Genomic DNA, 24210 nt, shown 5'->3' with positions numbered 1-24210 from the left:
AAGTGAAATTATATCAACTTAAGAATCAATCCTCCATTTCCAATTTAAAAGAATATCCCTTCAAATTAGAACGGGAAATTCAAAACCTATTTGAATCAAATCTAACCCAGGTAATGGGGCTGCATTTGGTTAAGAGTGAATTTGCTATAAAAGACAAGCGAATAGACACGCTGGCCTTTGACCCGGAATCTAAAGCCTTCATCATTATTGGGTATAAAAGGAATAAAAAACATTAGCGTGGTGGACCAGGGATTTACCTACCTAAGTTTAATGCTGGAAAATAAGGCAGACTTTATTATTGAATACAACGAAACATTAAAAAACAATTTAAAGCGAAATGAAGTGGATTGGACTCAAACCCGGGTTGCTTTTGTTTCCACCAGCTTTACCGAAAATCAAAAAACAGCTACCAACTTTAAGGATATAGCCATTGAGCTATGGGAAGTTAAGCGGTACGAAAATAATCTTATTAGTATTAATGAGGTACGTAAAAGTAATTCAGCAGAGAGTATTAAACCCATTACTCAAAATAATGAGAAGCTTAAGTCGGTCACAGAACAACTAAAAGTCTACATAGAAGAAGATCATTTAAAAGGAAAATCAGATGATATTATTGAGCTCTACGAAACTTTTAAAACCTCCATTCTCAACCTCGCAGACGACATAGAAGTTGAATATCGAAAGGAATATATTGCCTTTAGAAAAAATTCAAATTTTGCAGATATAAATATTCAAAGAAAGGGTTTAAAACTCTGGATCAATTTGAAGAAAGGTAGCCTGGATGATCCTAAAAATCTAATGCGAGACGTTTCCGAAATTGGCCATTTGGGTAACGGGGACTATGAATTGGTTATAAAAAATGACGATAATCTTGAATATATTATGAGCCTGGTGAAACAGGCTTTTAATAATAAATAACACTGAATGCAACACGATTACAACGAAGAATCCTTTAGAAAAGGAGAACAATTTGAAAGGTATGTTGAGGAAACAATTTTTCCAGAAGCACATTATGAGGTAATTTACAAAACCAGCGATAGTACACAAAATAGGAGACGTTTCGTTAAAAAATCATTAGAACCCGATTTTCATTTCAGATGTAGAGTCACGGGGAAAGAATTTTATGTTGAAGCAAAATGGCGAGCAAAACCTTATAAAGATTTATATCAGGTTTTAAGTGATAAGCAATTTGAATCTTTTCCTGCAATCAATTCTCCTGAGCGACCAGTTTTTATTGCTTTTGGCTATGGAGGTCAAGCCTCGAATCCAAATTATGTTAGCCTGATTCCTTTGGATCAAGTGAACAGTTCAAAAATTTCGCCTCGCGAAGTTCACTCTTTTAATATCGAGAAGACTCATTACCCTAATAAGTTTTTTATCCCACAAGAAGTGGAAAAAGAAAAAGAGAGTGAGCCAAAAGAAGGTCAATTACCTGCTGAAGAAAAGAAAAAAACAGAATCAGAAAATAGTTTTCAAAAATATAACTCCAAAATCCTGGCTTTAGCAGCTGTCGGTTTGCTGGCCATCATTATGACCATTTACAGCTTCGCTTTTTCCGACGAGGCTTCTTCAAAAACTCCTGAAGAAAATTTAAAAGAAATTGTAGCTGATTACTACCAATCTATGAATAGTAACCAGGTGGAAAAATTACCAGAATTTCTTAGTCCGCAGGTTACTAGCTGGTATGGGGAACAAAATCCCTCTCGGGAATGGATCTATAGAAATGCTAAAGCCCACCGCGGCAAGTACCCTTTTTCGGCTTCGGATATTGACTGGGATAGTTTTAAGGTTGTACAAGAAAGTAATGGAGATTACCACGTTTCTTATGAAATGATTTATAAATCTAAATCAAAGATTACAGAAGATTATAAAGTTTTTGACTTAAAGCTCATCACCAAATGGGATAGCAATTATAAGCTTAAAAGTATTTCAGAGATTAAGAATTAAAAAATCCTGTAGCTTCCTCTAAACTAAAACTATGAATAAATACCTTTTTTTTCTTTTCATTATAATCATTACAAGTTGTAATCAGAATTCAAAAAAAGAAAGTTTTTCAAAGAATAAGAATAACGAGATCCATCGAATATTTGATAGCGCTGCCTTTCGTTTAATAAATAAATCTTTGATCAATTCTTCTTCTATAGGAGTAGTGTATAAAGGTGAAAAATATACAGGACATTATGGGGAACTGGAGAAGACAAAGGGAAATCCTCCTACTAATAAAACGATTTATGAGATAGGATCTTTAAGTAAAGTAATTACAGGAACTCTTGTAGCAAAGGCGGTATTGGAAGGTAAATTGAATCTGGAAGATGATGTGCAGCAATATTTGGAGGAAGACTATCCCAATTTGAGCTATGAGAATCAGCCAGTGAAAATCAAACATTTACTTACACATTCAAGTGGTCTACCAAATATTCTTCCCCTAAATTTAAACCCACTTATGACCAGCGATTTTTTGAAACAAGATTCCCCTTCAAAGATCGATAGCATTTTAAGTGGTTATGATAAAAAGTTTTTTTACAAAGATTTACATAATCTTGAGATCGATACAATCCCTGGCATCAATTATTCTTATTCAACGGCCGGAACAGAACTAATCGCTGGCATATTGGAGAATGTATATCAAAAAGAATTCGAAACCTTACTGACTGATTTTCTTTCCGCCGAAATAGGAATGGAAGAAAGCATTATTACATTAGGCGAGGATAGGCAGAAAAATCTTGCCGTGGGCTATCACGCAGATCATCCAGAGATTACTTCACCCATGGGAAAGTTACCCTGGGGTGCGGGTGGAGGCATCAAATCTACTGTTCCAGATATGCTTAAGTTCATGGAATTCCAGTTGGATAATAATAAGATAGCCAGGGAATCCCGTAAAGTGCTAAAAGACTATTCCAATGAAGTGGGAGTAGCTTATTTCTGGGAGGTTGATTCTTCAAACCCTAAGCTAGGAAAATACTATTCACACCATGGAGGAGTTCCGAGATCGCAGTGTTTTCTATTTATTATTCCTAAACACGAACTGGGAATTTTTATAATCACCAATCAAAGTGGAAAAGATACAGCTTCAAAAATGAAAAAGGCCGTTGATGAAATAATTGAGGGTGTAAGAAAGCATAATGAACAAAACCTGGATTTGGACAGGCAAAAGAATTAATTCAGTCATAATTTAATCTTGTTTCCATTCCCGAGGCTTTGATAAAAAAGTACTAGTTGACTTTAACCAACTAGTTTAATTAAAGTACTGGGTGAAATTCATGAAGAATGATAAATTTATTTACTGCTTAAAAAAACGGTAACATAAAGCACTTGTAATAAACTCCAATATTTATTTATAAAATGAAATTTCAGATCAAAATCTTCTCCTTGATATTTAAAAATTTTATAGCTCTTGCTTTTTTAGTTTTTTTTTTTTAGCTCCTGTGGCAACACCAAATATCATTACCATTTTGAAAGAGGAAGAATGATAGATTTTACGGAAGGGGAATGGATTCTTAACAGGCCTTACACTAATTATAATGTAGAAAGAATTGGGAATATAGCATATAGAGAATTCAAAAAAATTCTTGACGACTCCTTAATTCCAATAGAGGAATTAAGGAGAAAAATGTTTGTTCCGGCACAATTAACTTTTGATCCTTCAAAGCAATACCTCCAGGACTTACAAACTGCGACGGATAAAGATTATTTGATCAACGTACAATCAAATATGATTAAAGATGAAATGAATTCTTTTCCATCTAAACCGGCAATGGGGAGTACAACCAAAACAAATGAAGCCGCTATTCTGATTAAAATTTACAACCTTAATACCCAGGAACTTATTTCAGAAAGTACAGTAAGGGGAATTGCTAAAGTTACCAGGAGTGCTGATCAAAAAGGACTAACTTACGTAAATAATGCTGAAACCATTTCGATGCAGGGCTTGATAAAATTGATTAGAAAATATAAAAAATATGGTATTCTCGAATAAAAATTTATAAACCTAAGTAATATCCGGTAAGCCGCATTCTTAAATATCTCAGTTAAAATTAATAATGAAAATTCAACTAAAAACGAGGGAAAATAAAGTTCTTTACGAATTGGAGAAATCTGAACTTTTTCCCAGTTACCGTTCTGTACTTGTTGAAGCTATTTCTGTGGGGATTGATTTAACAGGTTTACGTGCTGTAAATGAAGAAATAAACAATGTAGATTGGAAAGGAGCGAGTTCGAGTTCTTTTAGCTTTGAGAATTGTTCAATGAAGAAAAACAAATTTATTGATTGTACATATGATTTTTTAGGTATTACATCTTCCGATTTGGCAGGTTCAATATTCAAAAACTGCAAAATTAAAAGTTTGTATTGCGCCGAAAGTAATTTAAGCCACACCAATATTAGAAATTCTACCTGGCACAGTAGCTTTTTAATAGAATGTGAACTGGCATATGCTTCCTTTTATAATTGTGATCTAACTCATATAGGTTTTCACACCACCGATCTTTTAAAAACTATTTTTAATAAATGCCGACTTGATAATTCCAGTTTTGTGCATCCTCAACCTAATTCCGGCTGGATGAATAATACCACTTTTTTAAGTTGCTCATTTAAAGAGTGTAGTATGGAATATGTAAAGGATATATCAAAACTTTTTTTCTGGGATTCTAATCTTCACGATATTTATTTTGATTTTACAAAAAGAGAGAGGTTTACTGAAATAGAAAATGAAAACAGTAGGGTTTTGTATGCCATAGATTCTGATGTGGTCTGGTGGAAACTGCCTTCCTGGAAAAATAAAGAACAAGGTATTTTTAGAGGCACCTCAAAAGAATTTATCGAGGAAGTTCGAAATGAATTTCCCCGGACAGGTTTAGACCCTTTAAGAATGGATTATGAAATTGAAGAAGAATTGTTTCACGTTTGTAAATACCTTGAAAGCTGGAAAAGTAAAGAGGCTTTTTCAGAATAAACTTTGTGGATTTTTAATTAGAATCTGAATTAGTCCTCCTGGTTTATTTTCCAGGTAAGTTAAAATCCTTTTAAGCAAATTTTACTTTTTAATGTAAAATAAGATAATTGACTCCTAACAATTTTAACCATTCCTAATTTTGATCGGCTCCCTTGGGTCAATTTGCATTTCTTCAACGTGTAACCTTATTTGAATCTCTTCATTGGTGGTAGGGGAGCGGTAATAATAATCTATGTACAAAAAATCCTCCCTTTCTTTAGGAAATACGATTGTTATTTTACGTTTACTTCTGTTTTCACAAATTAGCGTAAGTCTGTCATCTAAAACTTGGGTTTCCTGGATATTTAAAATCTCTATATCCTTTCCTTTTGGAGTTTCTGTTACAATAGTAACAGCATTGGGTTCAAAAACAATTCTACGGTTAATCTGTTCAAATTCTGATCTATATATGTTAGGATAGGTTTCAGTAAAAGGAGAATAATAAACTTCCTGTCCAATAAAAAATGATGGTATAAGTAATATTATCAGACAAAGCGTTTTCATTCATATTAAAGATATGATATTAAATTGATTATGATGGTAGGATTATGTGTTGGTTTAACTTACTCATAAAATTCAACAGATTTTAGTAAATTGATATAAAATTAGAACAATGTGCTACCGAACTAAACTCAATTCAAAATTGAACGACATAGAGCGGACTTTAGAGGCTCGTTTTATTGAGCCAGATGCTTATAAACCACAATTGGAAATCAATGCTTTTACGTTTTCTAAAACACCTGTAATTTCGGATGAAAACCAGGGAGAAATTCAAATGTTTAATTGGGGATTAATTCCATTTTGGGCTAAAGATGATAAGATTAAAAAAATGACTCTTAACGCTAAAATTGAGACTATATCGGAAAAACCTTCCTTTAGAAATTCAGTAAAAAAACGTTGCTTGATTATCGCTGACGGCTATTATGAATGGCAATGGAAAGATCCTAAAGGCAAGAATAAACAGAAGTTTTTAATTACTCCGACAGATCAGGAAATTTTTGCTTTTGCAGGAATTTATTCTACCTGGGTAAATCCACAAACAAACGAAGCTCTTAATACTTATTCCATAGTAACTACGGAAGCAAATGAGTTGATGGCTGAAATTCATAATAATATGAAAAGAATGCCAGTAGTCCTAAAACAGCAGGACCACCAGTCCTGGCTAAATGGTCATGATCATTCTAATTTTGCATTTCCATATGAAGTACCATTAATTGCAACGGAAGTTGCTTAATTTTCTTTAAATCGTTTCATTTTAGATTTGAGTTCCAAGAATTTTTTTTCAAAAGCTTCAGTAGGTAAAAATTTTTCTGATTCCACTTCAAAATATCGCAACCGTCCACTAGCAACTTCCTTACTTACATCTATATCATACATAAGCTTTTTTAACTGTTCGCTAATTTTGTTTCTCCAGGCCGATTTATCCCCGGAATAATTAACGTAACGAATAAATAAATTTTCAGCATCATCCATAATCCAGGTTACAACAAACAGATCTATAAGATTCTTACCTGATCCTATACGTTTGCCGCAAAAGAAATAATCCAATTTGTATTCAGCCATATCACTGTGGATGGTAGTTTTATCAAAAAAATCAGTTCTTGAAAATTCTTTTAAGGGTGATTCGTACATAATTTTAGAATAATAATTTATCTCAAATATAGGAATATATCCAATATCAGGAATTATTCCAATTAAAGAAATAATTAGTAGTAATGTTTTGCAGAACGAGAACCTTAGGATATTCAATGCAATTCCAACATACAATATCAGAAATATGGATTTAATTCACCGATAAAAAACGAGTCCCAAATACAAACAATTGTATTTTAGAATTTTACAATATTTTAAGAGAGGTGCTGATCCCAAGTCATTTTGCTAAGAAATCGAAAGGTCTCCTTTTTAAGAGTATAGGAAATCGTTCAGAAAGTTACGGTTAGGGCTATGAAGTTGAATCTGAGTGAATAAAAATAAATTTTATTTTCAATTACTACTAAATGATATTATTGAAAATTTTTTCAACAATTTTTATGCAAAATTTTTCATTCTGTACTTATTCTGTACTATGTGTAAAAAGAAAAAGCCCCACATCTCTGTGAGGCTTTGATTTTCCTAGTAGCGAGACCGAGATTTGAACTCGGGACCTCCGGGTTATGAATCCGACGCTCTAACCAACTGAGCTACCTCGCCATTATTTGTTGTAAGCTGCCTGTTGGCGTGGCTTAACAAGCATTCTTGCTGGCTGTGAATGCGGGTGCAAATATATAAACATTTTGTATTGGCGCAAACATTATTTTCTAAAATATTTAATTTGTTTTCTTTTTATCTTTCCAATTAATATCTATATTGCCCGAAACTAATTAAATCTAATAAATGGAAGATAAGATCAAGTACGAAATGGAATTTCCCATTCACGCTTCTCCTTCATTGTTATACCAATATATATCAACACCTTCAGGATTAAGTGAATGGTATGCAGATAATGTAAATTCACGAGGCGAATTGTTCACCTTTATATGGGAAGGCAGCGAAGAAAAAGCCAAGTTGGTAAGCAAAAAGAGCGACGAGAGGGTGAAATTTAAATGGTTGGACGATGAAGATACTCCATATTTTTTCGAAATAAGAATTCAGGTAGACGAAATTACCAAAGACGTTTCTATAATGATTACAGATTTTGCCGAAGATGACGATGAAATTGAAGAAGGCAAAATGCTATGGGAAAATATGATCTCAAACCTTAAACAGGTGCTTGGATCGGTTTAATATTCCTAAGATAAACATTACCTTTGCCCCGTTCTAAAACGGGGCTTTTTTATGATAAATCTAAACGGAAATTTAATAGAAGATAATCAGGCATCACTTTCAATAACCAACAGGGGATTTGCTTATGGAGATGCAGTTTTTGAAACCATTCGCGTAATTAGCGGAAAAGTAATGTTCTGGGAAGATCATTATTTTAGACTTATGGCTTCTATGCGTATTATGCGTATGGAAATACCTTCAAATTTCTCTCCTGAATTTTTGGAAGAAGAGATCCTGGATCTGGTTAAAGAAAACGGATTAGATACTACGGCGGCCCGCGTAAAATTTTCAGCATATCGTGAAGAAGGGGGTTATTACCGCCCCACGACCAGGGAAATTGGCTTTATAATTACCACAGAAGAACTTGCCGATGCTTTCTATTTACTCAATGAAGAGCATTATGAGGTAGAACTTTTTAAAGATCATTACATCACCAGCGGTTTATTCTCTACAATTAAATCTAACAATCGCGCAATAAACGTATTAGGAAGTATTTTTGCTTCAGAAAACGGATATGAAAACTGTTTTCTAATCAATGAAAAGAAAAATGTGGTTGAAGCCTTAAATGGAAACTTATTCCTTGTAAAAGGTGATAAAATAAAAACGCCACCACTTACCGATGGTGCATTAAATGGGATAACCCGGAAGAAATTATTGGAAATTATTAAGACTTTACCAGATCTGAATCTGGAAGAAACTTCAATTTCTCCTTTTGAACTTCAAAAAGCCGACGAATTATTTATTACCAATGTGATAACGGGAATTCAGCCTGTAACAAAATACCGAAAGAAAAGCTTTGATAATAAAGTGGCTAAAGACCTGCTTTCAAAATTAAATGTAAAAGCAAGATTAGGGTAATTTAATTGTAGCTGGGATTTTCTGGCGCGTTAGACCATAAAAGGTATTCGCCCCCCAATTGCATAATTTTATCCTTCCAGAAGGAATGGTAGGGACGTTCAATAATGTCTTTAGGATCTTCGTTAGTAGTAACGATCCAGGAATGTGAATTTAATTCTTCATTTAGCTGGTTTGCATCCCAACCTGAATAACCAAGGAAGAATCTTATTTCCTTTTCGCTTATTAACCCCTGGTTAATAAGTTCTGTAACCACATCAAAGTTACCACCCCAGAAAATGCCGTTGGCTATTTCTACGCTTTGCGGAATAAGATTTGGTATCTTATGAATAAAATAGAGATTATCCTGTTCTACAGGTCCTCCATTATAAATTTTAAAATTTGCCGAAAGCTCAGGAACGAGGTCCTTTAAGGTGAAATCTAAAACTTTATTGAGTATAAAACCCACAGAACCCGCTTCAGAATGCTCGGCAAGTAGAACCACAGAGCGGTTAAATGCTACATCCCCAATAATGGAAGGTTCAGATACCAATAGATGGCCTTTGGTTGGTTTTAAAGCGATCATTTTAGCATGTTTTTATCTAAGCTACCATTAATTTGAAAAAAATCAAATTAAATGCTAAAGTATTTTTAATTAAAAAAGCCCCCCATTTGGGAGGCTTTCAATGTTTTACTAATACAAATTATTAGTTTACAGCTTTTTGTAAGTCTGCACCAGCCTTAAATTTAACTACATTTTTAGCAGCAATTTTAATGGTTTTTCCGGTTTGTGGGTTTCTTCCTTCACGTGCAGCTCTTTTTGAAACTGACCATGAACCAAATCCTACTAAAGAAACGCGATCTCCCTTTTTAAGAGATTTTTCTACGTTTTCTAAAAAAGATTCTAAGGCTTTTTTTGCCGCTGCTTTTGAGATTCCAGCGTTTTCAGCCATTGCGTCAATTAAATCTGTTTTGTTCATAATTTGAATTTTTAAATAAATTGTTGGTTAAACATTCTGTTAAATTGCTTTACAAATTTATATGGAATTCTCGGCCGTGCAAGTAATATCAAGGGAAATGCAGATTATTGTTAATAAGTCGGCTATTTTGTTAATAAACAAGTCTTGATTTAGTTGATTTTTCACTGTTTCAGTAACCATAAGGCCTTAGCGGAATTTTGCCCCTTCCGAAAAATTATATCCGTTTAAGAGAGATTTTACATCCATTTTACGCTTTCCGGGTAGCTGTAATTCTTTAATAATTAGATAACCTCCCTGTCCTGCTACCTTCAGCGTTTTATCTTCAATTAAAATTTTTCCATTTTCTAAGGAATGATCGGTAATTTCTTTTGTGCAATGGAAGATTTTTACTTTTTCCTCTTTTTCACCGTTAAACAAAATTGACCAGGCCGCTGGATACGGGTTTAGCCCGCGAATAAGGTTGTAAATTTGATCTAAAGAATCGTTCCAGTTAATCTTTGTATTTTCCTTGTTTAATTTTGGTGCTTCTTTTAATAGATCATTATTGGGTTGCGGAGTGGGGGTGATGTTGCCTTTAGAAATAAGTTCTAGCGTTTCGACTACTAATCCAGATCCTAATTCCATCAATTTATCATGGAGCTCACCAACGGTATCCTTAACAGGTATATCAATCTCTTTTTGAAGGATCATGGCGCCGGTATCTATTTTTTCGTCTAAAAAGAAAGTAGTTACTCCTGTTTTTGTTTCGTTATTAATAATTGCCCAATTTATAGGGGCGGCGCCGCGATACTGCGGAAGCAAAGAAGCGTGCAAATTAAAGGTGCCAAATTCTGGTAGATTCCAAACTACTTTAGGCAGCATTCTAAAGGCAACCACTACCTGCACATTTGGCGCAAGTGCTTCTAATTCTTCAATAAATGCTGTATTCTTTAAATTAGTAGGTTGTAAAACCTTTAAATTTTTGCTCACCGCAAATTTCTTCACCGGACTTTCCTGTAGTTTTCTTCCGCGTCCTGCAGGTTTATCGGGGGCTGTAATAACACCAACCACATTATAATCGGCTTTTAGAATACTTTCCAAACTTGCCACAGCAAAATCTGGCGTGCCCATAAATACTATTCTTAATGATCTCATTATCTATTTATTTTGTAAATATTCCCAGATTTCAGGGAAATTAATTCTTTATCTAATAATAGCCTTAAAACCTCTATAACCTGGTTTTCAGGATAATTTATAGTTTCGGTTAGCTTTCGGGAAGAAGCTTCAGAGATTTTCAAAACCTTTATTATCTCTTTATAAATGGCATTTTTTATTTCCCGGGTTAAGGGCGCAGCTTGTATTTCACAAACTGAACAGATCCCACAGTTTTCCTCTTTTTTTTCACCAAAGTAAGCCAATAGTTGCTTGCTTCTGCAAGTTTCATTGTTTTTTAGGTAAGCTAGAACCGAATCAATTTTCTCTTTTTTAGAGGTGTTATGCTGCTTGATATATGGTGCTAGTGGAAAAATAACTGAATCGTCTTCCCTTGGTACCAGGAAAAGGATGGTCACGTCTTGTTCAGCAAAAATGTATTCCAAAACATGGTCTTGTTGAAGTTCTTCAAGGAATTTTAGCGCCTTTTTCTGGTCTATGTTAGATTTTTTACAAATTGAAGCAAGATCTATATTGGTTTTGTTATCTACAATTCCGCCATAAGTTCTTAGCAGGGACTTTACAAAACTTTCAAATTTCCCATTTTGGTCTAAATAATACTGAAGTTGCTTTCCTGAAATGGTAAAATGGATGCTGGTTTTTTTATGAAATTCCTTTGAAAGTTTTAGCACGCTGCATCGGTCTAATAGCTGAAGTACCTCGTAGGTTTTTAAGAACGGAAGTTCATATTGAGCACAAAATTCTGAAAAGCTAAAATTATGTTCGGTTTGTTCCCCTTCGCCATAAGCGATCCTAAAATAAGTATTGAGTTTCTTATATACCAGTTTTACATCTTCCAGTTGGGGTAAATTTGCCAAAAACTGATTTTTTAAAACCGGAATATCGCTCTTATTTGTTAAGATTGTCGCAATTGCTTTTTCGCCGTTTCTTCCCGCACGCCCTGCTTCCTGAAAATAACTTTCCAAAGATTCCGGAAGGTTTAAATGAATTACCTGTCTTACATCGGGTTTATCTATCCCCATTCCAAAAGCTGTAGTTGCAACCATAATCTGGTGTTTATTTTCCAGCCAGTCGCTAAGTCTTTTGGTTTTTTCTTTAGGTTGTAAGCCCCCGTGAAAGGCATTTGCTTTGTAGCCTTTTTTATTTAATAATTCAGCAATCTCCAGGCTTGCTTTTCGATTTCGAACATAAATTATCGCTGCTTCATTTTTGTTATTAAGTAGTTGGTGAAGGCTGTAATATTTATCTTCTGTTGTTAAAACATTGTAAGCGATATTAGGCCGGTAAAAAGAATCTTTAAAAACCTGGATGTTTTCCAGTTCCAGTTCTTTTACGATGTCTTTGACTACGGCCGGCGTTGCTGTAGCGGTTAGTGCAATAAAAGGTGTTTCTGGTTTTAAATTTTTTAATAATGAAATATTGCGGTAAGCCGGTCTAAAGTCGTGGCCCCATTGTGAGATGCAGTGTGCTTCATCTACTGCGATTAGGTTTACATTCATCAACTTAATACGTTCCTGTACCAGGTCTTGTTGCAGTCTCTCAGGAGAAAGATAGAGGAATTTATAATTTCCGTAGATACAATTGTCAAGCGCGGCATCAAGATCGCGGTAGGCCATTCCTCCGGTTAAAGCCATCGCTTTTATGCCTTTTTGTTGGAGAGCGTTTACCTGGTCTTCCATTAAAGCGACAAGCGGTGAAATTACAATACAAATACCTTCCTGCATTAAAGCAGGAATTTGAAAACAAATAGATTTACCGCCACCGGTAGGCATTAATGCCAGCACGTGTTGTTGCTCCAGGAGCTTATTTATAACCGGCTCCTGTAGAGGCCTGAAGGACTCATGTCCCCAGTATTTTTTTAATATGTGCTGCGCGTCCTGCAAATAACTTTTATCAAATTTGATCTAAAATGAAATTGGTTCTCTCACTAATGGTTGTTTTGGGAACTTCTATTGGGGTGTAGCCGTAAGATTTATAGGTTTCAAAAAGATGCTTTGAGATGAGCCTGGCTTCATTAAAAGATTCGTAACGTTCGTTATCACTTTGGTAAATTTCCTCCCATGGAGGTAAGAAAAAAACCTTATCATAACTGTATTCATTGCAGGCATCAGTAAAATAAGTAGAATATTCGGTATTAAAATAGTCCATATAGGCCAGCACATCTGGAATCCCGCGATCTATAAATATTGTTGAAGCAGAAATCATATCGGCTTCGCGATGCTGAACTTTTCGACCTTCCAGCAGTTTTTCGCTAAAAAGTAAGGGTTTTTCAAGAAATAATTGATCTATTCCCTGTTTTTGCGCTTCTAAAGTCACCTGCCGTGAAATCTCGTGCAGGCATTCATGCCCGTTTTTTTCCAACTGACGAATTATAGAGGATTTGCCTGTACCGGGACCACCGGTAATTACTATTTTTTGTTTTTTCACGCTGCAAATTTCGACATTTGAAATTGATTATAAAAATGTATCCATTCCATGTATCTTTGCATCCTAAATTTAAGTTAGAAAATTATGAGTGAAGCCCGAGATCAGGAAGAGTTTTATAACAAATTAAAGACACAATTACAGGATACATCCCTATGGCCATCTGAATACCTCTATAAATTTATAGTACCTACAAAGTCAAACCAGGTAAAAGTGATTGAAGGTATTTTTGATAATATGGGAGCGGTAATTACCACTAAAAAATCAAAAAAAGGAACTTACGTAAGTACTTCGGTTAATGTAAGAATGCAAAATCCTGACGCAGTGATTGAAAAATATAAAGAAGTGGCTGCTAAAGTAGAAGGCGTAATTTCTCTTTAGGTCTTCTAAACTTTAATATACTTTGGGTTAGCATGAAATTCCTGGTTTTAAAATCTTAAAATTTCAGCTATCCCGATAATATTTAGTATTTTGCAGCGATTAACTTCTACAGTTTAAAGAATCACCTTATAAAATTCAATTTTGACACACGCATTAGAATATAACTCTGAAAGGAGACATTTAATCATTCCAGAATATGGGAGACATCTTCAAAAAATGGTAGAAGAAGCCATTGAGATTGAAGATGATAAAGAACGTAACCAGGTTGCGAAATCTATTATTGCCGTAATGGGTAATATGCAACCGCATCTTCGTGATGTTCCCGATTTTCAACATAAATTATGGGATCAATTATTTATTATTAGCGATTTTAAACTTGATGTGGAATCTCCTTTCCCAAAACCAACCAGGGAAATGCTGGAAGAGCGTCCTGAAATGTTGGGCTACCCGCAGAATTTTCCTAAATATCGTTTTTACGGAAACAATATTAACCGAATGATCAATGAGGTTAAAGATTGGGAAGAAGGACCCTTAAAAGAAGGTTTGGTTTTGACTATTGCTAACCATATGAAAAAGTCTTACCTAAACTGGAATAGGGATACCGTTGAAGATACCATTATCTTTGAACATCTTCGTGAACTAAGCGGCGGAAAGATTAACTTAAAGAATGCCGATGAAGATCTTAGCGATGCTTCAAGTCTTATAAGAAATAAGAAGAAGCACAGCAATAAAAACAATAATCCAAAAAAATCCAACCGCAAAGGTGGAGGTGGCCGTAAACGCTACTAAATAATATTTTACTTTCATGGGAACTTTCCAAATTGAAGGCGGGCAGCAACTTAGTGGTGAAATTCAGCCACAAGGAGCCAAAAACGAAGCCCTGCAAATTCTTTGTGCCGTATTATTAACTCCAGAGGAGGTAGTTATCAATAACATTCCAGATATTTTAGATGTTAATAAGCTTATTCAGCTTTTAGAAAATCTTGGCGTTAAGATCAAGAAGCTTGGAAAAGGAAGCTATTCTTTTAAAAGTGATGATCTTGATCTGGATTACCTAAGCAGCGATCAATTTAAAAAAGACGGTAGCGGCCTAAGAGGGTCTATTATGATCGTAGGACCTTTATTAGCAAGGTTTGGGAAAGGCTTTATTCCAAAGCCGGGAGGCGATAAAATTGGTAGAAGAAGACTGGATACCCATTTTGAAGGTTTTATTAAACTTGGTGCAAAATTTAGATATAATAAAGAAGAACGCTTTTATGGCGTTGAAGCTCCAAACGGACTAAAAGGTGATTTTATGCTTTTGGAAGAAGCATCTGTTACCGGTACTGCCAATATTGTGATGGCAGCTGTTCTTGCTGAAGGAACTACTACAATCTATAATGCCGCTTGTGAACCATATCTGCAACAACTTTGCAATATGTTGAATTCAATGGGTGCGAAAATTAGCGGGGTAGGTTCTAATCTTCTTACCATAGAAGGCGTTAAAGCTTTAAAAGGTTGCGAACACAGAATTTTGCCGGATATGGTAGAAATTGGTTCGTGGATAGGTCTTGCAGCAATGACAAGAAGCGAAATTACCATCAAAAATGTGCGTTGGGATATGCTTGGGATTATTCCTACCACTTTTAGAAAATTAGGAATTACCATTGAGCGAAGAGGCGACGATATTTTTATACCGGCGCATACTCATGGTTATGAAGTGCAAAGCTTTATAGACGGTTCTATAATGAATATTAGCGATGCACCCTGGCCGGGATTCACTCCAGATTTATTGAGTATACTTTTAGTTGTGGCCACACAGGCTCGCGGCAGTGTGCTTATTCATCAAAAAATGTTTGAGAGCAGGTTATTTTTCGTGGATAAACTGATAGATATGGGTGCGAAGATCATTTTATGTGATCCGCATCGTGCTACCGTTATTGGACACGATTTCCAATCGCAGCTAAAAGCTACCACCATGACTTCTCCTGATATTAGGGCAGGGATTTCTTTGCTTATTGCAGCGCTTTCAGCTAAAGGAACTTCTACTATTCACAATATAGAACAAATAGACAGGGGTTACGAAAATATAGATGAACGCCTTAAAGCCCTTGGCGCCAGAATTGAGCGAGTGGCTTAAGTAATCAATTAAAAACATATAAAAGAGGCTCTCTAAAAGACAGGCTTTTGTCAAGCTGAGCTTGTTTCAGCTTCTAACATAATTAGAATCACAAATAACTTAGATCCTGAAATAAATTCAGGATGACGCTACAAATAAGCATAAAAAATCCGGATGATTAATTCATCCGGATTTTTTTATGCTGAAAAACTTTAGAAACTAGACTTCAGTTTCTGCTTTTTTCTTGTATTCTTTATAATGGAAAAGATTATGCTCTTTAATCATTTTCGTGGTTTTTTCAGGGAGCATATCTTCCCAACCTTCTTTTCCTTCGCTAATCATTTGAAGAACTTCCCTGGAGTAAACATCAAGAATTTCAGGATTGTAGTTTTCAATATCTTCAACTCGTCCGTTATACTTAAAGAATTTATACAATTCTTTCATTCTAGGGTGAACTTTTAGGTTGTCACTGGTAGTAATTTCACCGGTTTCAGAATCTTTAAGCGGGTAGAGGTAAACTTTAAGGTCTTTAAAGAAAAGCTTACCAAAAGCTTCCAAAATACCACCGCTTAGATGCCTGTAATATTTCTCATCAAAAACATCAATAAGGTTATTTACACCCATAGTTAAGCCCATTCGCTGTTTTGAATATCTTGAGAAATACTCAACTACACGGTAATACTCCTGGAAATTTGAGATCATTACTGTTTGGCCAAGAGAACATAAAAGTTTTGCCCGGTCCATAAAATCACGTTCATCTATTTCGCCTTCTGCGCGAAGGTTAGAAAGAGTGATTTCAAAAATCACTTCGGTATTTTCTTTTTCGACTTTGCTTTCTTTCAGGAATAGTTCGAGCGAACGCTCATACATATCCATATTAACTTTAGTCACGGGTCTAAAACTTCCGCGAAGCGCAAGAATATTCTTCTTATATAGAATTTTAGCAGGAAGTACGTTGTTTCCATCTGGCGCGAACATCACGGCATCTGTCATTCCGTTCTTCACTAATTGAAGACTCATCAAACGATTATCTACACCTTCAAATCTTGGTCCGCTAAAGTTTATCGTATCAATCTCTATTTGATCTTTGTCTATATGATCGTAGAGGTAACGTAAAAGTTTCTTTGGATTATCGTATTTATAATAGGCTCCATAAATTAAGTTTACACCAAGAATTCCCAAGGTATTTTGTTGGTGGCGGGCATCATTTTCATGAAACCTAACGTGCAAACTAATTTCGTTATAAGCTTCTTCTGGTCTTACCTGGTATTTAATTCCTATCCAACCGTGACCTTTATATTTTTTTGCAAAATCTATGGTAGCTACGGTGTTGGCATAACTAAAGAAAAGTTTATTAGGGTGCTTTTCTCGGGAAATTCTTTGCTCAATTAAGCCGATTTCGTGGGAAAGCATTTTCTTTAGGCGTGCTTCAGTCACATATCTTCTATCATCTTCAACGCCATAAATAGCATCACTAAAATCTTTATCGTAGGCGCTCATTGCTTTTGCAATAGTTCCAGAGGCACCACCAGCTCTAAAGAAATTTCTAACTGTTTCCTGGCCGGCACCAATTTCTGAAAATGTTCCGTAGATATTTTCGTTTAAATTAATGCGAAGTGCTTTGCTTTTTATAGAAGGAACATTTTCAAATTCCTTATCGCCCATTATTGTAATTGGCATAATTTCTCTTTTAAGTGTGATTTCTTTTTTGCGTATATCAAAGGTACTAAAAACGGTAAGGTATAGAAAAAAATTATCTTTACTTTTGCAGTAAAATAAACAATTCTTGGAAGTAATTTTTTTAGGTACAGGAACATCTCAAGGCATACCTATTATAGGAAGTAAGCACCCGGTTTGCCTTAGTGATAACCCTAAAGACAAGCGTTTACGCGTATCGGTTTTAGTAAAATGGGAGGGGTATAATATATTGATTGATTGTGGCCCCGATTTCAGAATGCAAATGCTTGCTAATCCTGTAGAGCAACTGGACGCGATTTTATATACTCACGAGCATAACGACCATACCGCGGGTTTGGACGATATTCGCCCTTTTTTCTTCCGCCAGGGAGATATCCCGGTTTTTGCACATCAACGTGTATTAGAATCTTTAAGAAAACGCTTTGAATATATTTTTACTTCAACTAATAAATATCCCGGGGCTCCCGGTGTAATTGAAAACGAGATAATAAATAAGCCTTTTAATTTTAAAGAACTTAAAATTATTCCAATAGATTATAAACATAACCGCCTGCAGGTATTTGGATTTAGGCTTAAAGATTTCGCCTATCTTACAGATCTTAAATCTATAGAAGAAGAAGAAATTCAGAAATTAGATGGGGTTAAGGTTTTAGTAGTAACGGCTTTAAGAATTGAACCGCATCATTCTCATTTAAATCTTGAAGAAGCTTTAGAATTTATTGATCGGGTAAAACCTGAAAAAGCTTATTTAACACATATTAGTCATTTGCTCGGATTTCACGATAAAGTACAGGAACAATTACCAGAAAACGTGTTTGTAGCCTACGATAACCTAAAAATAACCGTTTAAGATGAGTAAGAATTTATTACTATACCTTTTTATATTTTCCCTGCTTTTTACGATTTTCATTTATGTAAATGATAAAAAGATCCTTGATTCCAGAGATGCCGATATCCAGAGCTTGAAAGCAGAAGTTGAACGACTTGAGCTTGAAAATGATTCTTTAGCTGAAGAAGATAATGGCACTTATTTCTCTTTTCTTGAAAATGAAGAAGCGATCACCTATTTTGAAGAAATGGGAATTGAAGCTAGCTATGTTTCTGAAAATATTGAAAACGAGTTGATGAGTCAGAACAAGGTAGGTTCAGATAATTCTTATGTTCCTTTTGATGGGATGGAAGGAAAAATGCGTATTAATAAGATCAAAATCCTAAACCATAAATGGGTAATTGCCGATTTTACCGATGGTACTTACTGGGGCGAGGTGTTTTTTACTTATTTTATAGATGATAATGGAAAAATCGATCTTACGGCTGAAAAGTCTTTTCTTTATCCGGCTAATTAGATTCGTTTTTTAAGCCATTCCCGTAATTCAAAGAAGTTTTGGGGAGCAACACCGTGACCTACCGGAAATTCGGAATAAGTATTTTCAATATTTAGCTGGTTTAAAATTGGTTTGCTTTTGCGAGCCCATTCTACAGGGATCACCTGGTCTACAGAACCGTGAGAGCAATAAAATGATAATTTAGATAAATCATTCTTTTCAAAACCTGGTTTTAAAATTGCCTCATTTATATAACCACTTAGTGCGATAATATTTTTCACTTTCTCAGGGTAGGAGAGCGCCACTGCGTAACTCAAAATACTTCCCTGGCTAAAACCTAAAAGCGTAACCTTATCGGCATCTAAATCATAAGCTTCAACTGCTTCATCAATAAACCCTGCAATAAGTTCCCTGGATTCTTTAGCCTGCTCGTCGTCGCTAAATTTCCCATTCTCGTTATCAAAATGAATCGCATACCAGGCATTTCCGTAGGGTTGCATGGCATAAGGTGCTTTTACTGAAATTACGAATAACTCGTCCGGTAATTCCTCAGCAAAAGAGAAAAGATCCTTCTCATCGCTTCCATAGCCGTGAAGCATAATAAGCAATGGTGACTTTTCAGTTTGAATTTTTGGTCTTCTTATAAGGTGGTGTAGAGAAAGTTCTTTGGTATTCATTTATTGTATTGTGCTAAACCATTTTTGAAAATATGCACCAAGAATTGGTACTTCTTTTTGTTCGCCCTGTATGGCGGTTACCAGGCCATAAATGCCTAAAACCGCGATAAATATATAAAAGGCCGATGAAATTAACCAACTGTCAAACATACCTACTAAAACTCCCAGAACATAAAATGTTACATGGATGCCAAGTGCCTGCCGAATATGAAACGAAGCAAAAGTATTCTTATGCTCATTATTCATAAAATAGGCTATTATAGTACCAATAATGGTAAGGTAAGCAACAATAGCTGGAGTTTTTCCTTCTTCGGCAACAGTTTTCATAGTAGTTAATTATTATGCAAAGGTATCAAATTAAGTGCGGAATTATAAGCCAAAATCCCCCGCTTTAGTAATTATTCCCAGCGCTTTTCCTTTTAACTTATATCCTTTGAAAATACTGTTTTTTGAGGTGGAAAAAATATGATTTTCAGTGAATTCATAATTTTCATCAGGAATAAATAAACTTAGATCTGCGGGATTTCCTTCTTCTATTTTAGAATCTACCAGGCCAAATCTTTGTTTTCCTTTACTTAAGATTTCAACAGTTTCTTCGGTAGAAAATATTGTGTTTAGAGCTCCAAATGCAGATTCTAACCCAATGCTTCCGTATAACGCGTTATCAAATTCCACTTTTTTATGTTCTGTATCAATTGGAGTATGATCACTAGTAATCATATCTATAACGCCGTCTTTTAAACCTTTAACGAGCGCTTTTATATCTTCTTTGATTCTTAGCGGAGGCAAAACTTTAGCGTTCGTATCAAAATCCTGGAGAAGAGCGTCAGTAAAAATTAAATTATGAATAGCTACACTACAGCTTACATCCAGGCCTTTCTTTTTTGCTTCTCTAATTAGGGCAACCGATTTCTTAGTTGAAATAGTTGGAATATGTAATTTCCCGCCGGTATATTCCAAAAGGTATAAATCGCGGGTGATTTGTAATTCTTCTGCCAGGTTAGGAATTCCCTTTAATCCCAGGGAAGTACTATTTTGCTCCTCGTTCACCATTCCTTTTCCAGCAATGCGATCTTCCTGCGGAAATGATTGTACCAAAGCATTAAAATTTTGTGCATACTGAAGTGCGATTTTCAACAAATTCGGATTTTTAATCGCGCGTTTATAATCTCCAAATGCAATAGCTCCAGCTTGCTTCATATCGTAAAGTTCGGCAAGATCGACGCCTTCGCTTTTAATCGTTAAAGCACCTGTAGGATAAAGTTGAACGGGATGGTGAGCAGCTTTAGACTTTACCGAAGTTATTCCCCCATTATTATCAATTATAGGAAAAGTGTTAGAGTTTAGGGCGATACTGGTAAATCCGCTTTTTCCCGCAGTATCGAGTCCGTTAGTGATGGTTTCCCGTTCTTCAAAACCAGGTTCGCCAAAACTTACGCTACTATCAAACCAACCCCTGGAAACATGAAGATCTTCTCTAGAAATCACTTTTTCGGCTTTTGCGGTGATATCTTTTGCTATCTTTTTAATAATTCCGTTTTCAATTAAAATATCCAGCTTTTTATTATTGTAGGCTGAATGTTTATCAATGATAGTAACCGATTTTAGAAGTAGTTTCATTTGTTTATTGCCATTTTTTTGTTCCGGCTCAAGCCGGTTATTTAAGATATTTTAAAAGAAGCATTTCAGCAGTTAAAAATATAAGAGCAAAAATAACAAAGGATTTCCAAAGCTCGCTATTTTGCCCAGATGCTTTTATTTCATTAAAATAGGCTCCTATATTGGGATGTATTTTTATATTTTCATTTTCTTCCGGAATTTCGTACTCCAACTCACTTTCGCTTCTCGGCGAATTAAAACTTATATAGCCCTGGTTTTTCCCATTATATTCCAGGGAATAATTTCCTGAAACTATATTTAAGCCGGCAGTAGAGATTTCTATATTATCTCCTAATACCCGTTGTTGCGGAATAAAATCTTCATTTTCTGAAATTATATGTATCACCTCGTCTTGTTGTGAATTGAGCGTAATTTTAATCAGATCTTCCTTTCCATTTTCATAGTATAAATTTGGCGTTTTTAAGGCTGAAATACCCATATTATAGAAAACAGGAACTATTAAAGGTGAATTTCTGAAATTTGAATTTTCAGCATTTAAGGCAGCTGAAAATAAATAAACTCCATTTCTCTCCAGCAAAAACCCGGCATTATCCTGAAATGAAATTATGTTGACCCCATTATTTACTGGATAATACGACTGTACTTTTGGATAATCGAAATTTTGGACACGTTCCTCAAAAACTCCTGTAAGTAAAGGATGATCAAATTCGAGTTCGGTGATGAGGCTTTCCCGAGTTTTTAATGCTGAAAATATTGGCGCATTCATTTGGCCAAGCAAGTTATTGTAAGAATTTAGATCAATATTTTCTGAGGGGATAATTACCAAATTCACCGCATTTTTTTGAAGGTTAGTTAAATTAGACTGCAACGCACCGGAAAGCGATTCAACTTCATTAAGAATAACCAGATCTGCAGTATTTAGCTTATTAAAATCCAGCTGATCTAATCGAAAGATTTCAGTATTAAATTCAGGAGGGGTAAGTATTCGACTTAGGAAATTAGCACCTGCATTTTGACTTACAATAATAACTTCAGCGGGTTGAAGTTTATTTAAACTGAAAAATATGGTATTATCATAATCTAAGGAAGAATCTTCAATTCTTATATTCCCATCGGCGATCTCTTCTGCATTAATTTTAAATGTGGTTTGCGCCTCATATTTATCTTTAAAACTCACTGCAGATTTTGCTAATAGCTCTTCTCCATTAAAAACCGAGACACTAACAGGCTCTGAAATTTCTGTTTTACTGCTCAGTAAAACCTGTAAACTAATTTGTTCAGCTTCACGATCGCTTATAAAAACCGAATCTAAACTTATGTTTTGAATGTTTTCTGGGACTGCCGGGATAATATGATAAGTTATTTCATTAGAATCACTTAAGTTTCCCAGGTTAAGGTTTCGCTGAAAATCTGAAATAAAAATAAGCTCTTTTTCTTCGCCGGTATTTTTAAAAAGTTGTTCTGCTTTTAATTTTATCGTATTGAAATTTAAAGAATTTTCTGCAAAATTTAGGTTTTGGAGTTCTGTAGTGAGTTCATTAGAAGTTAAATCCCGAAATTCAGCATTATGAGTGAAAAGAGTTATCTCTTCATTTTCAGGGAAATTTTTAATCAAATCCTGGATGGCGCTTTCTAAAAGTTCACCATTTTTCCCTGTAGCCTGCATGCTAAAAGAATTATCTAAAAAAATCACTTTTTTGCTGGTGGTAGCTTCAGGATTTTCTGCGGGGAAATAAGGTTGGGCAAAAGCAAGAATAAGGGCTGTTAGCATGAGCATTCTCGTGGCAAGAACCAACCATTTCTTTAATTGTGAGCTTTTACGGGTTTGGCGAATAACTTTTTTTAGAAACTTTACATTCGTAAAATCTTCTTTTTGGAATCGGCGAAGTTGAAATAAATGAACAGCCAGCGGTATGAGTAGTAAAAACAGGGCATAAAGTAATTCCGGCTGTTTAAATTCCATAAAGCTTTAAAAAGTTTTTCAAATATATGAAATGGAATTTAAGCTAGGGTCGTTTAATTTTGAATTTAAAAGTACTGCCTTTACCTTTTTCCGAAATAACTTCAATAGAACCCTGCATGTGGTCAATATGCTTTTTGACTGTGGCAAGACCAATACCGCTACCAGGGTTTCCATCTCTATCCTGTGCATCTAAAGTGGTGAAAAGCTGAAAAATTTTTTCAGTATCGTTTTTACTTATGCCATTTCCATTATCGCTCACGGCAAAACAGTAGTAAGTATCTGTAGTATTAAAATTGATATCTACTTTTCTAACTTCCCTGGAATTATACTTTAAGGCATTGCTTATAAGATTCATAAAAACCTGGCTTAATGCAGCTTTATTTATGTTCTTTAATTGGCCTTTCTCTGGATAAGAAATTTTTACATTCTCCTCTAAGCTATATAAATCGGTGATTTTTTTAAGCAAACTTGGCAAATGCACATCTTCAAAATCTTTTTCTAAAATATGATCACTGCGGTAAAAACTTAAAATTCCATCTACATAATTACGAAGAGAATAAGAAGATTCTACCAGGAAATCAAGATACTGCCTACTTTGCTCATCTAGATTTTTTTTGTTTTCATCTTTAAGCAATTCGGTTAAAGAAATGATATTTGCCAATGGCGATTTAATATCGTGCGAAACCAGGCTGGCGAATTTTTCGAGATCTTTATATTTCTGCTTTAATTTACGCTGTACGTGCTGAAGTTTTGTTTTCTGTTTTCGCGATTCAAAAAGATTCATACTTTGATTGGCTAAAGCCATTAAAGCTTTCTTCTGGGCTTCATCCAGTTTTCTAACTTTCGTATCAAAAATGCAAAAAACCGCTATCGCGTGGCCATGGGCGTTAACCAAAGGCACGCCGGCATAAAAATGAAATTCCTGACCATAAATTTCCCTGGAATATTCAAAAAATTCTGGATGATGATCGCTGTTAATGATAAAAATTTCTTCCCCGGCATAAATACTATGCTCGCAAAAAGAGTTTTTTCGTGGAATTTCAGCCTGTTCTGTTCCATAAACAGATTTATACCAAATTTTGTTTTTTCCAATTATACTGATCTTTGCCACAGGAACCTGGCAAATTTTTGCTGCTAAGAAAGTGAGTTGATCATAATCTTTGTCTTCTCCCGATTTAAAAATCGCATATTCAGCGAGTGCTGCCCTGCGTAATTTTTCGTTTGAAGAAACATATTTATCGTGCATACCTTCTTCCAATTTATAC

The 24210-nt window shown here is 35.0% G+C and carries 27 protein-coding genes and 1 tRNA gene; 14 read left to right on the top strand and 14 right to left on the bottom strand.

What is annotated here, in order from left to right; translation table 11 throughout:
- The first annotated feature begins 2 nt into the window (after window positions 1-2).
- The 6 genes from FG27_RS19570 (at window position 3) to FG27_RS00530 (ending at window position 4952) form a co-directional block, all read left to right on the top strand.
- Window positions 3-236 (top strand): hypothetical protein, encoded by a 234-nt coding sequence (locus FG27_RS19570; protein WP_369794079.1) that lies wholly within the window; start codon window positions 3-5, stop codon window positions 234-236.
- On the top strand, window positions 208-918 hold the full coding sequence (locus tag FG27_RS00550; RefSeq protein ID WP_369794078.1) for a DUF5655 domain-containing protein: 711 nt from the start codon (window positions 208-210) through the stop codon (window positions 916-918). Before FG27_RS19570 ends, FG27_RS00550 begins: the two co-directional genes overlap by 29 nt.
- 6 nt (window positions 919-924) lie before the next feature.
- Window positions 925-1947 (top strand): hypothetical protein, encoded by a 1023-nt coding sequence (locus FG27_RS00545; RefSeq protein ID WP_037314164.1) that lies wholly within the window; start codon window positions 925-927, stop codon window positions 1945-1947.
- Between the two features lie 31 nt (window positions 1948-1978).
- A complete protein-coding gene (locus FG27_RS00540; RefSeq protein WP_051935714.1) occupies window positions 1979-3160 on the top strand; it encodes a serine hydrolase in 1182 nt (393 codons plus the stop codon).
- 306 nt (window positions 3161-3466) lie between these two features.
- Window positions 3467-3976, top strand: coding sequence for a hypothetical protein (locus tag FG27_RS00535; protein WP_037314161.1), 510 nt, complete (start codon window positions 3467-3469; stop codon window positions 3974-3976).
- 64 nt (window positions 3977-4040) lie between these two features.
- Complete coding sequence (locus FG27_RS00530; RefSeq protein WP_037314158.1) at window positions 4041-4952, top strand: pentapeptide repeat-containing protein; 912 nt, start codon at window positions 4041-4043, stop codon at window positions 4950-4952.
- Between the two features lie 123 nt (window positions 4953-5075).
- Here FG27_RS00530 and FG27_RS00525 read toward each other — a convergent pair whose 3' ends face one another.
- Window positions 5076-5495 carry a hypothetical protein gene (locus tag FG27_RS00525; protein WP_037314155.1) on the bottom strand — a complete coding sequence of 140 codons (420 nt, stop codon included), beginning with the start codon at window positions 5493-5495 and terminating at the stop codon, window positions 5076-5078.
- 109 nt (window positions 5496-5604) lie between these two features.
- On the opposite strand from FG27_RS00525, the gene FG27_RS00520 reads away from it, so the two are divergent.
- Complete coding sequence (locus FG27_RS00520; protein ID WP_037314152.1) at window positions 5605-6225, top strand: SOS response-associated peptidase; 621 nt, start codon at window positions 5605-5607, stop codon at window positions 6223-6225.
- Here the strand turns inward: FG27_RS00520 and FG27_RS00515 are convergent.
- Together FG27_RS00515 and FG27_RS00510 are read right to left on the bottom strand one after the other, a co-directional pair.
- Complete coding sequence (locus tag FG27_RS00515) at window positions 6222-6623, bottom strand: hypothetical protein (RefSeq protein ID WP_037314149.1); 402 nt, start codon at window positions 6621-6623, stop codon at window positions 6222-6224. The two genes, FG27_RS00520 and FG27_RS00515, sit on opposite strands and share 4 nt — an antisense overlap.
- 484 nt (window positions 6624-7107) lie before the next feature.
- Window positions 7108-7181: transfer RNA gene (locus FG27_RS00510), tRNA-Met, on the bottom strand.
- Window positions 7182-7364: 183 nt separating this feature from the next.
- On the opposite strand from FG27_RS00510, the gene FG27_RS00505 reads away from it, so the two are divergent.
- Both FG27_RS00505 and FG27_RS00500 read left to right on the top strand, forming a co-directional pair.
- On the top strand, window positions 7365-7754 hold the full coding sequence (locus FG27_RS00505) for an START-like domain-containing protein (RefSeq protein ID WP_037314147.1): 390 nt from the start codon (window positions 7365-7367) through the stop codon (window positions 7752-7754).
- A 51-nt stretch (window positions 7755-7805) separates the two neighbouring features.
- Window positions 7806-8651, top strand: a complete 846-nt coding sequence (locus FG27_RS00500) for an aminotransferase class IV (RefSeq protein ID WP_037314142.1) — start codon at window positions 7806-7808, stop codon at window positions 8649-8651.
- A 1-nt stretch (window position 8652) separates the two neighbouring features.
- Here FG27_RS00500 and FG27_RS00495 read toward each other — a convergent pair whose 3' ends face one another.
- The 5 genes from FG27_RS00495 to FG27_RS00475 all read right to left on the bottom strand — a co-directional run bounded on the left by FG27_RS00495 (window position 8653) and on the right by FG27_RS00475 (window position 13186).
- On the bottom strand, window positions 8653-9213 hold the full coding sequence (locus FG27_RS00495) for a YqgE/AlgH family protein (RefSeq protein ID WP_037314139.1): 561 nt from the start codon (window positions 9211-9213) through the stop codon (window positions 8653-8655).
- Window positions 9214-9334: 121 nt separating this feature from the next.
- Window positions 9335-9607 (bottom strand): HU family DNA-binding protein, encoded by a 273-nt coding sequence (locus FG27_RS00490; RefSeq protein ID WP_006990442.1) that lies wholly within the window; start codon window positions 9605-9607, stop codon window positions 9335-9337.
- A gap of 186 nt (window positions 9608-9793) precedes the next feature.
- Complete coding sequence (gene fmt, locus FG27_RS00485; protein ID WP_037314133.1) at window positions 9794-10741, bottom strand: methionyl-tRNA formyltransferase; 948 nt, start codon at window positions 10739-10741, stop codon at window positions 9794-9796.
- Window positions 10741-12642: an ATP-dependent DNA helicase RecQ gene (locus FG27_RS00480; RefSeq protein ID WP_037314130.1), complete on the bottom strand. Its 1902-nt coding sequence runs from the start codon at window positions 12640-12642 to the stop codon at window positions 10741-10743. The genes fmt and FG27_RS00480 overlap by 1 nt, the downstream gene beginning before the upstream one ends.
- Before the next feature lie 10 nt (window positions 12643-12652).
- The gene (locus FG27_RS00475; RefSeq protein WP_037314126.1) at window positions 12653-13186 is read right to left on the bottom strand and encodes an AAA family ATPase; all 534 of its coding nucleotides are present in this window, start codon (window positions 13184-13186) and stop codon (window positions 12653-12655) included.
- 84 nt (window positions 13187-13270) lie between these two features.
- Between FG27_RS00475 and FG27_RS00470 the strand changes: the two genes are divergently transcribed.
- From FG27_RS00470 to murA, 3 genes are all read left to right on the top strand, one after another.
- Complete coding sequence (locus FG27_RS00470; protein ID WP_037314123.1) at window positions 13271-13564, top strand: DUF493 family protein; 294 nt, start codon at window positions 13271-13273, stop codon at window positions 13562-13564.
- Between the two features lie 141 nt (window positions 13565-13705).
- Entirely contained in the window at window positions 13706-14353 is a 648-nt protein-coding gene (locus FG27_RS00465) for a DUF4290 domain-containing protein (protein ID WP_037314121.1), read from the top strand.
- A 16-nt stretch (window positions 14354-14369) separates the two neighbouring features.
- On the top strand, window positions 14370-15683 hold the full coding sequence (gene murA / locus FG27_RS00460; RefSeq protein WP_037314119.1) for a UDP-N-acetylglucosamine 1-carboxyvinyltransferase: 1314 nt from the start codon (window positions 14370-14372) through the stop codon (window positions 15681-15683).
- Between the two features lie 198 nt (window positions 15684-15881).
- Here the strand turns inward: murA and FG27_RS00455 are convergent, their stop codons facing one another.
- Window positions 15882-17342 (bottom strand): hypothetical protein, encoded by a 1461-nt coding sequence (locus FG27_RS00455; protein WP_037314118.1) that lies wholly within the window; start codon window positions 17340-17342, stop codon window positions 15882-15884.
- Between the two features lie 106 nt (window positions 17343-17448).
- Here FG27_RS00455 and FG27_RS00450 point away from each other — a divergent pair, with 106 nt between their 5' ends.
- Window positions 17449-18210 carry an MBL fold metallo-hydrolase gene (locus FG27_RS00450; RefSeq protein ID WP_037314116.1) on the top strand — a complete coding sequence of 254 codons (762 nt, stop codon included), beginning with the start codon at window positions 17449-17451 and terminating at the stop codon, window positions 18208-18210.
- A 1-nt stretch (window position 18211) separates the two neighbouring features.
- The gene (locus FG27_RS00445) at window positions 18212-18706 is read left to right on the top strand and encodes a hypothetical protein (protein WP_037314114.1); all 495 of its coding nucleotides are present in this window, start codon (window positions 18212-18214) and stop codon (window positions 18704-18706) included.
- Here FG27_RS00445 and FG27_RS00440 read toward each other — a convergent pair.
- Genes FG27_RS00440 through FG27_RS00420 form a run of 5 tightly spaced genes read right to left on the bottom strand, consistent with a single transcriptional unit; the run spans window position 18703 to window position 24191 of the window.
- A complete protein-coding gene (locus tag FG27_RS00440; protein WP_037314111.1) occupies window positions 18703-19362 on the bottom strand; it encodes an alpha/beta hydrolase in 660 nt (219 codons plus the stop codon). The genes FG27_RS00445 and FG27_RS00440 overlap by 4 nt on opposite strands.
- Window positions 19363-19689: a DUF4870 domain-containing protein gene (locus FG27_RS00435; protein ID WP_037314109.1), complete on the bottom strand. Its 327-nt coding sequence runs from the start codon at window positions 19687-19689 to the stop codon at window positions 19363-19365. It abuts the gene before it with no gap.
- Window positions 19690-19731: 42 nt separating this feature from the next.
- Window positions 19732-20982 carry a dihydroorotase family protein gene (locus FG27_RS00430; RefSeq protein WP_037314106.1) on the bottom strand — a complete coding sequence of 417 codons (1251 nt, stop codon included), beginning with the start codon at window positions 20980-20982 and terminating at the stop codon, window positions 19732-19734.
- Window positions 20983-21019: 37 nt separating this feature from the next.
- Entirely contained in the window at window positions 21020-22945 is a 1926-nt protein-coding gene (locus FG27_RS00425; RefSeq protein WP_037314102.1) for a BatA domain-containing protein, read from the bottom strand.
- Window positions 22946-22988: 43 nt separating this feature from the next.
- Entirely contained in the window at window positions 22989-24191 is a 1203-nt protein-coding gene (locus tag FG27_RS00420) for an ATP-binding protein (RefSeq protein WP_037321855.1), read from the bottom strand.
- Between the last annotated feature and the right edge of the window lie 19 nt (window positions 24192-24210).

The organism is Salegentibacter sp. Hel_I_6 (genome assembly GCF_000745315.1).
In the GTDB taxonomy this organism is placed as follows: Bacteria; Bacteroidota; Bacteroidia; order Flavobacteriales; family Flavobacteriaceae; genus Salegentibacter.
This window is presented reverse-complemented; position numbering and strand designations above follow the sequence as displayed.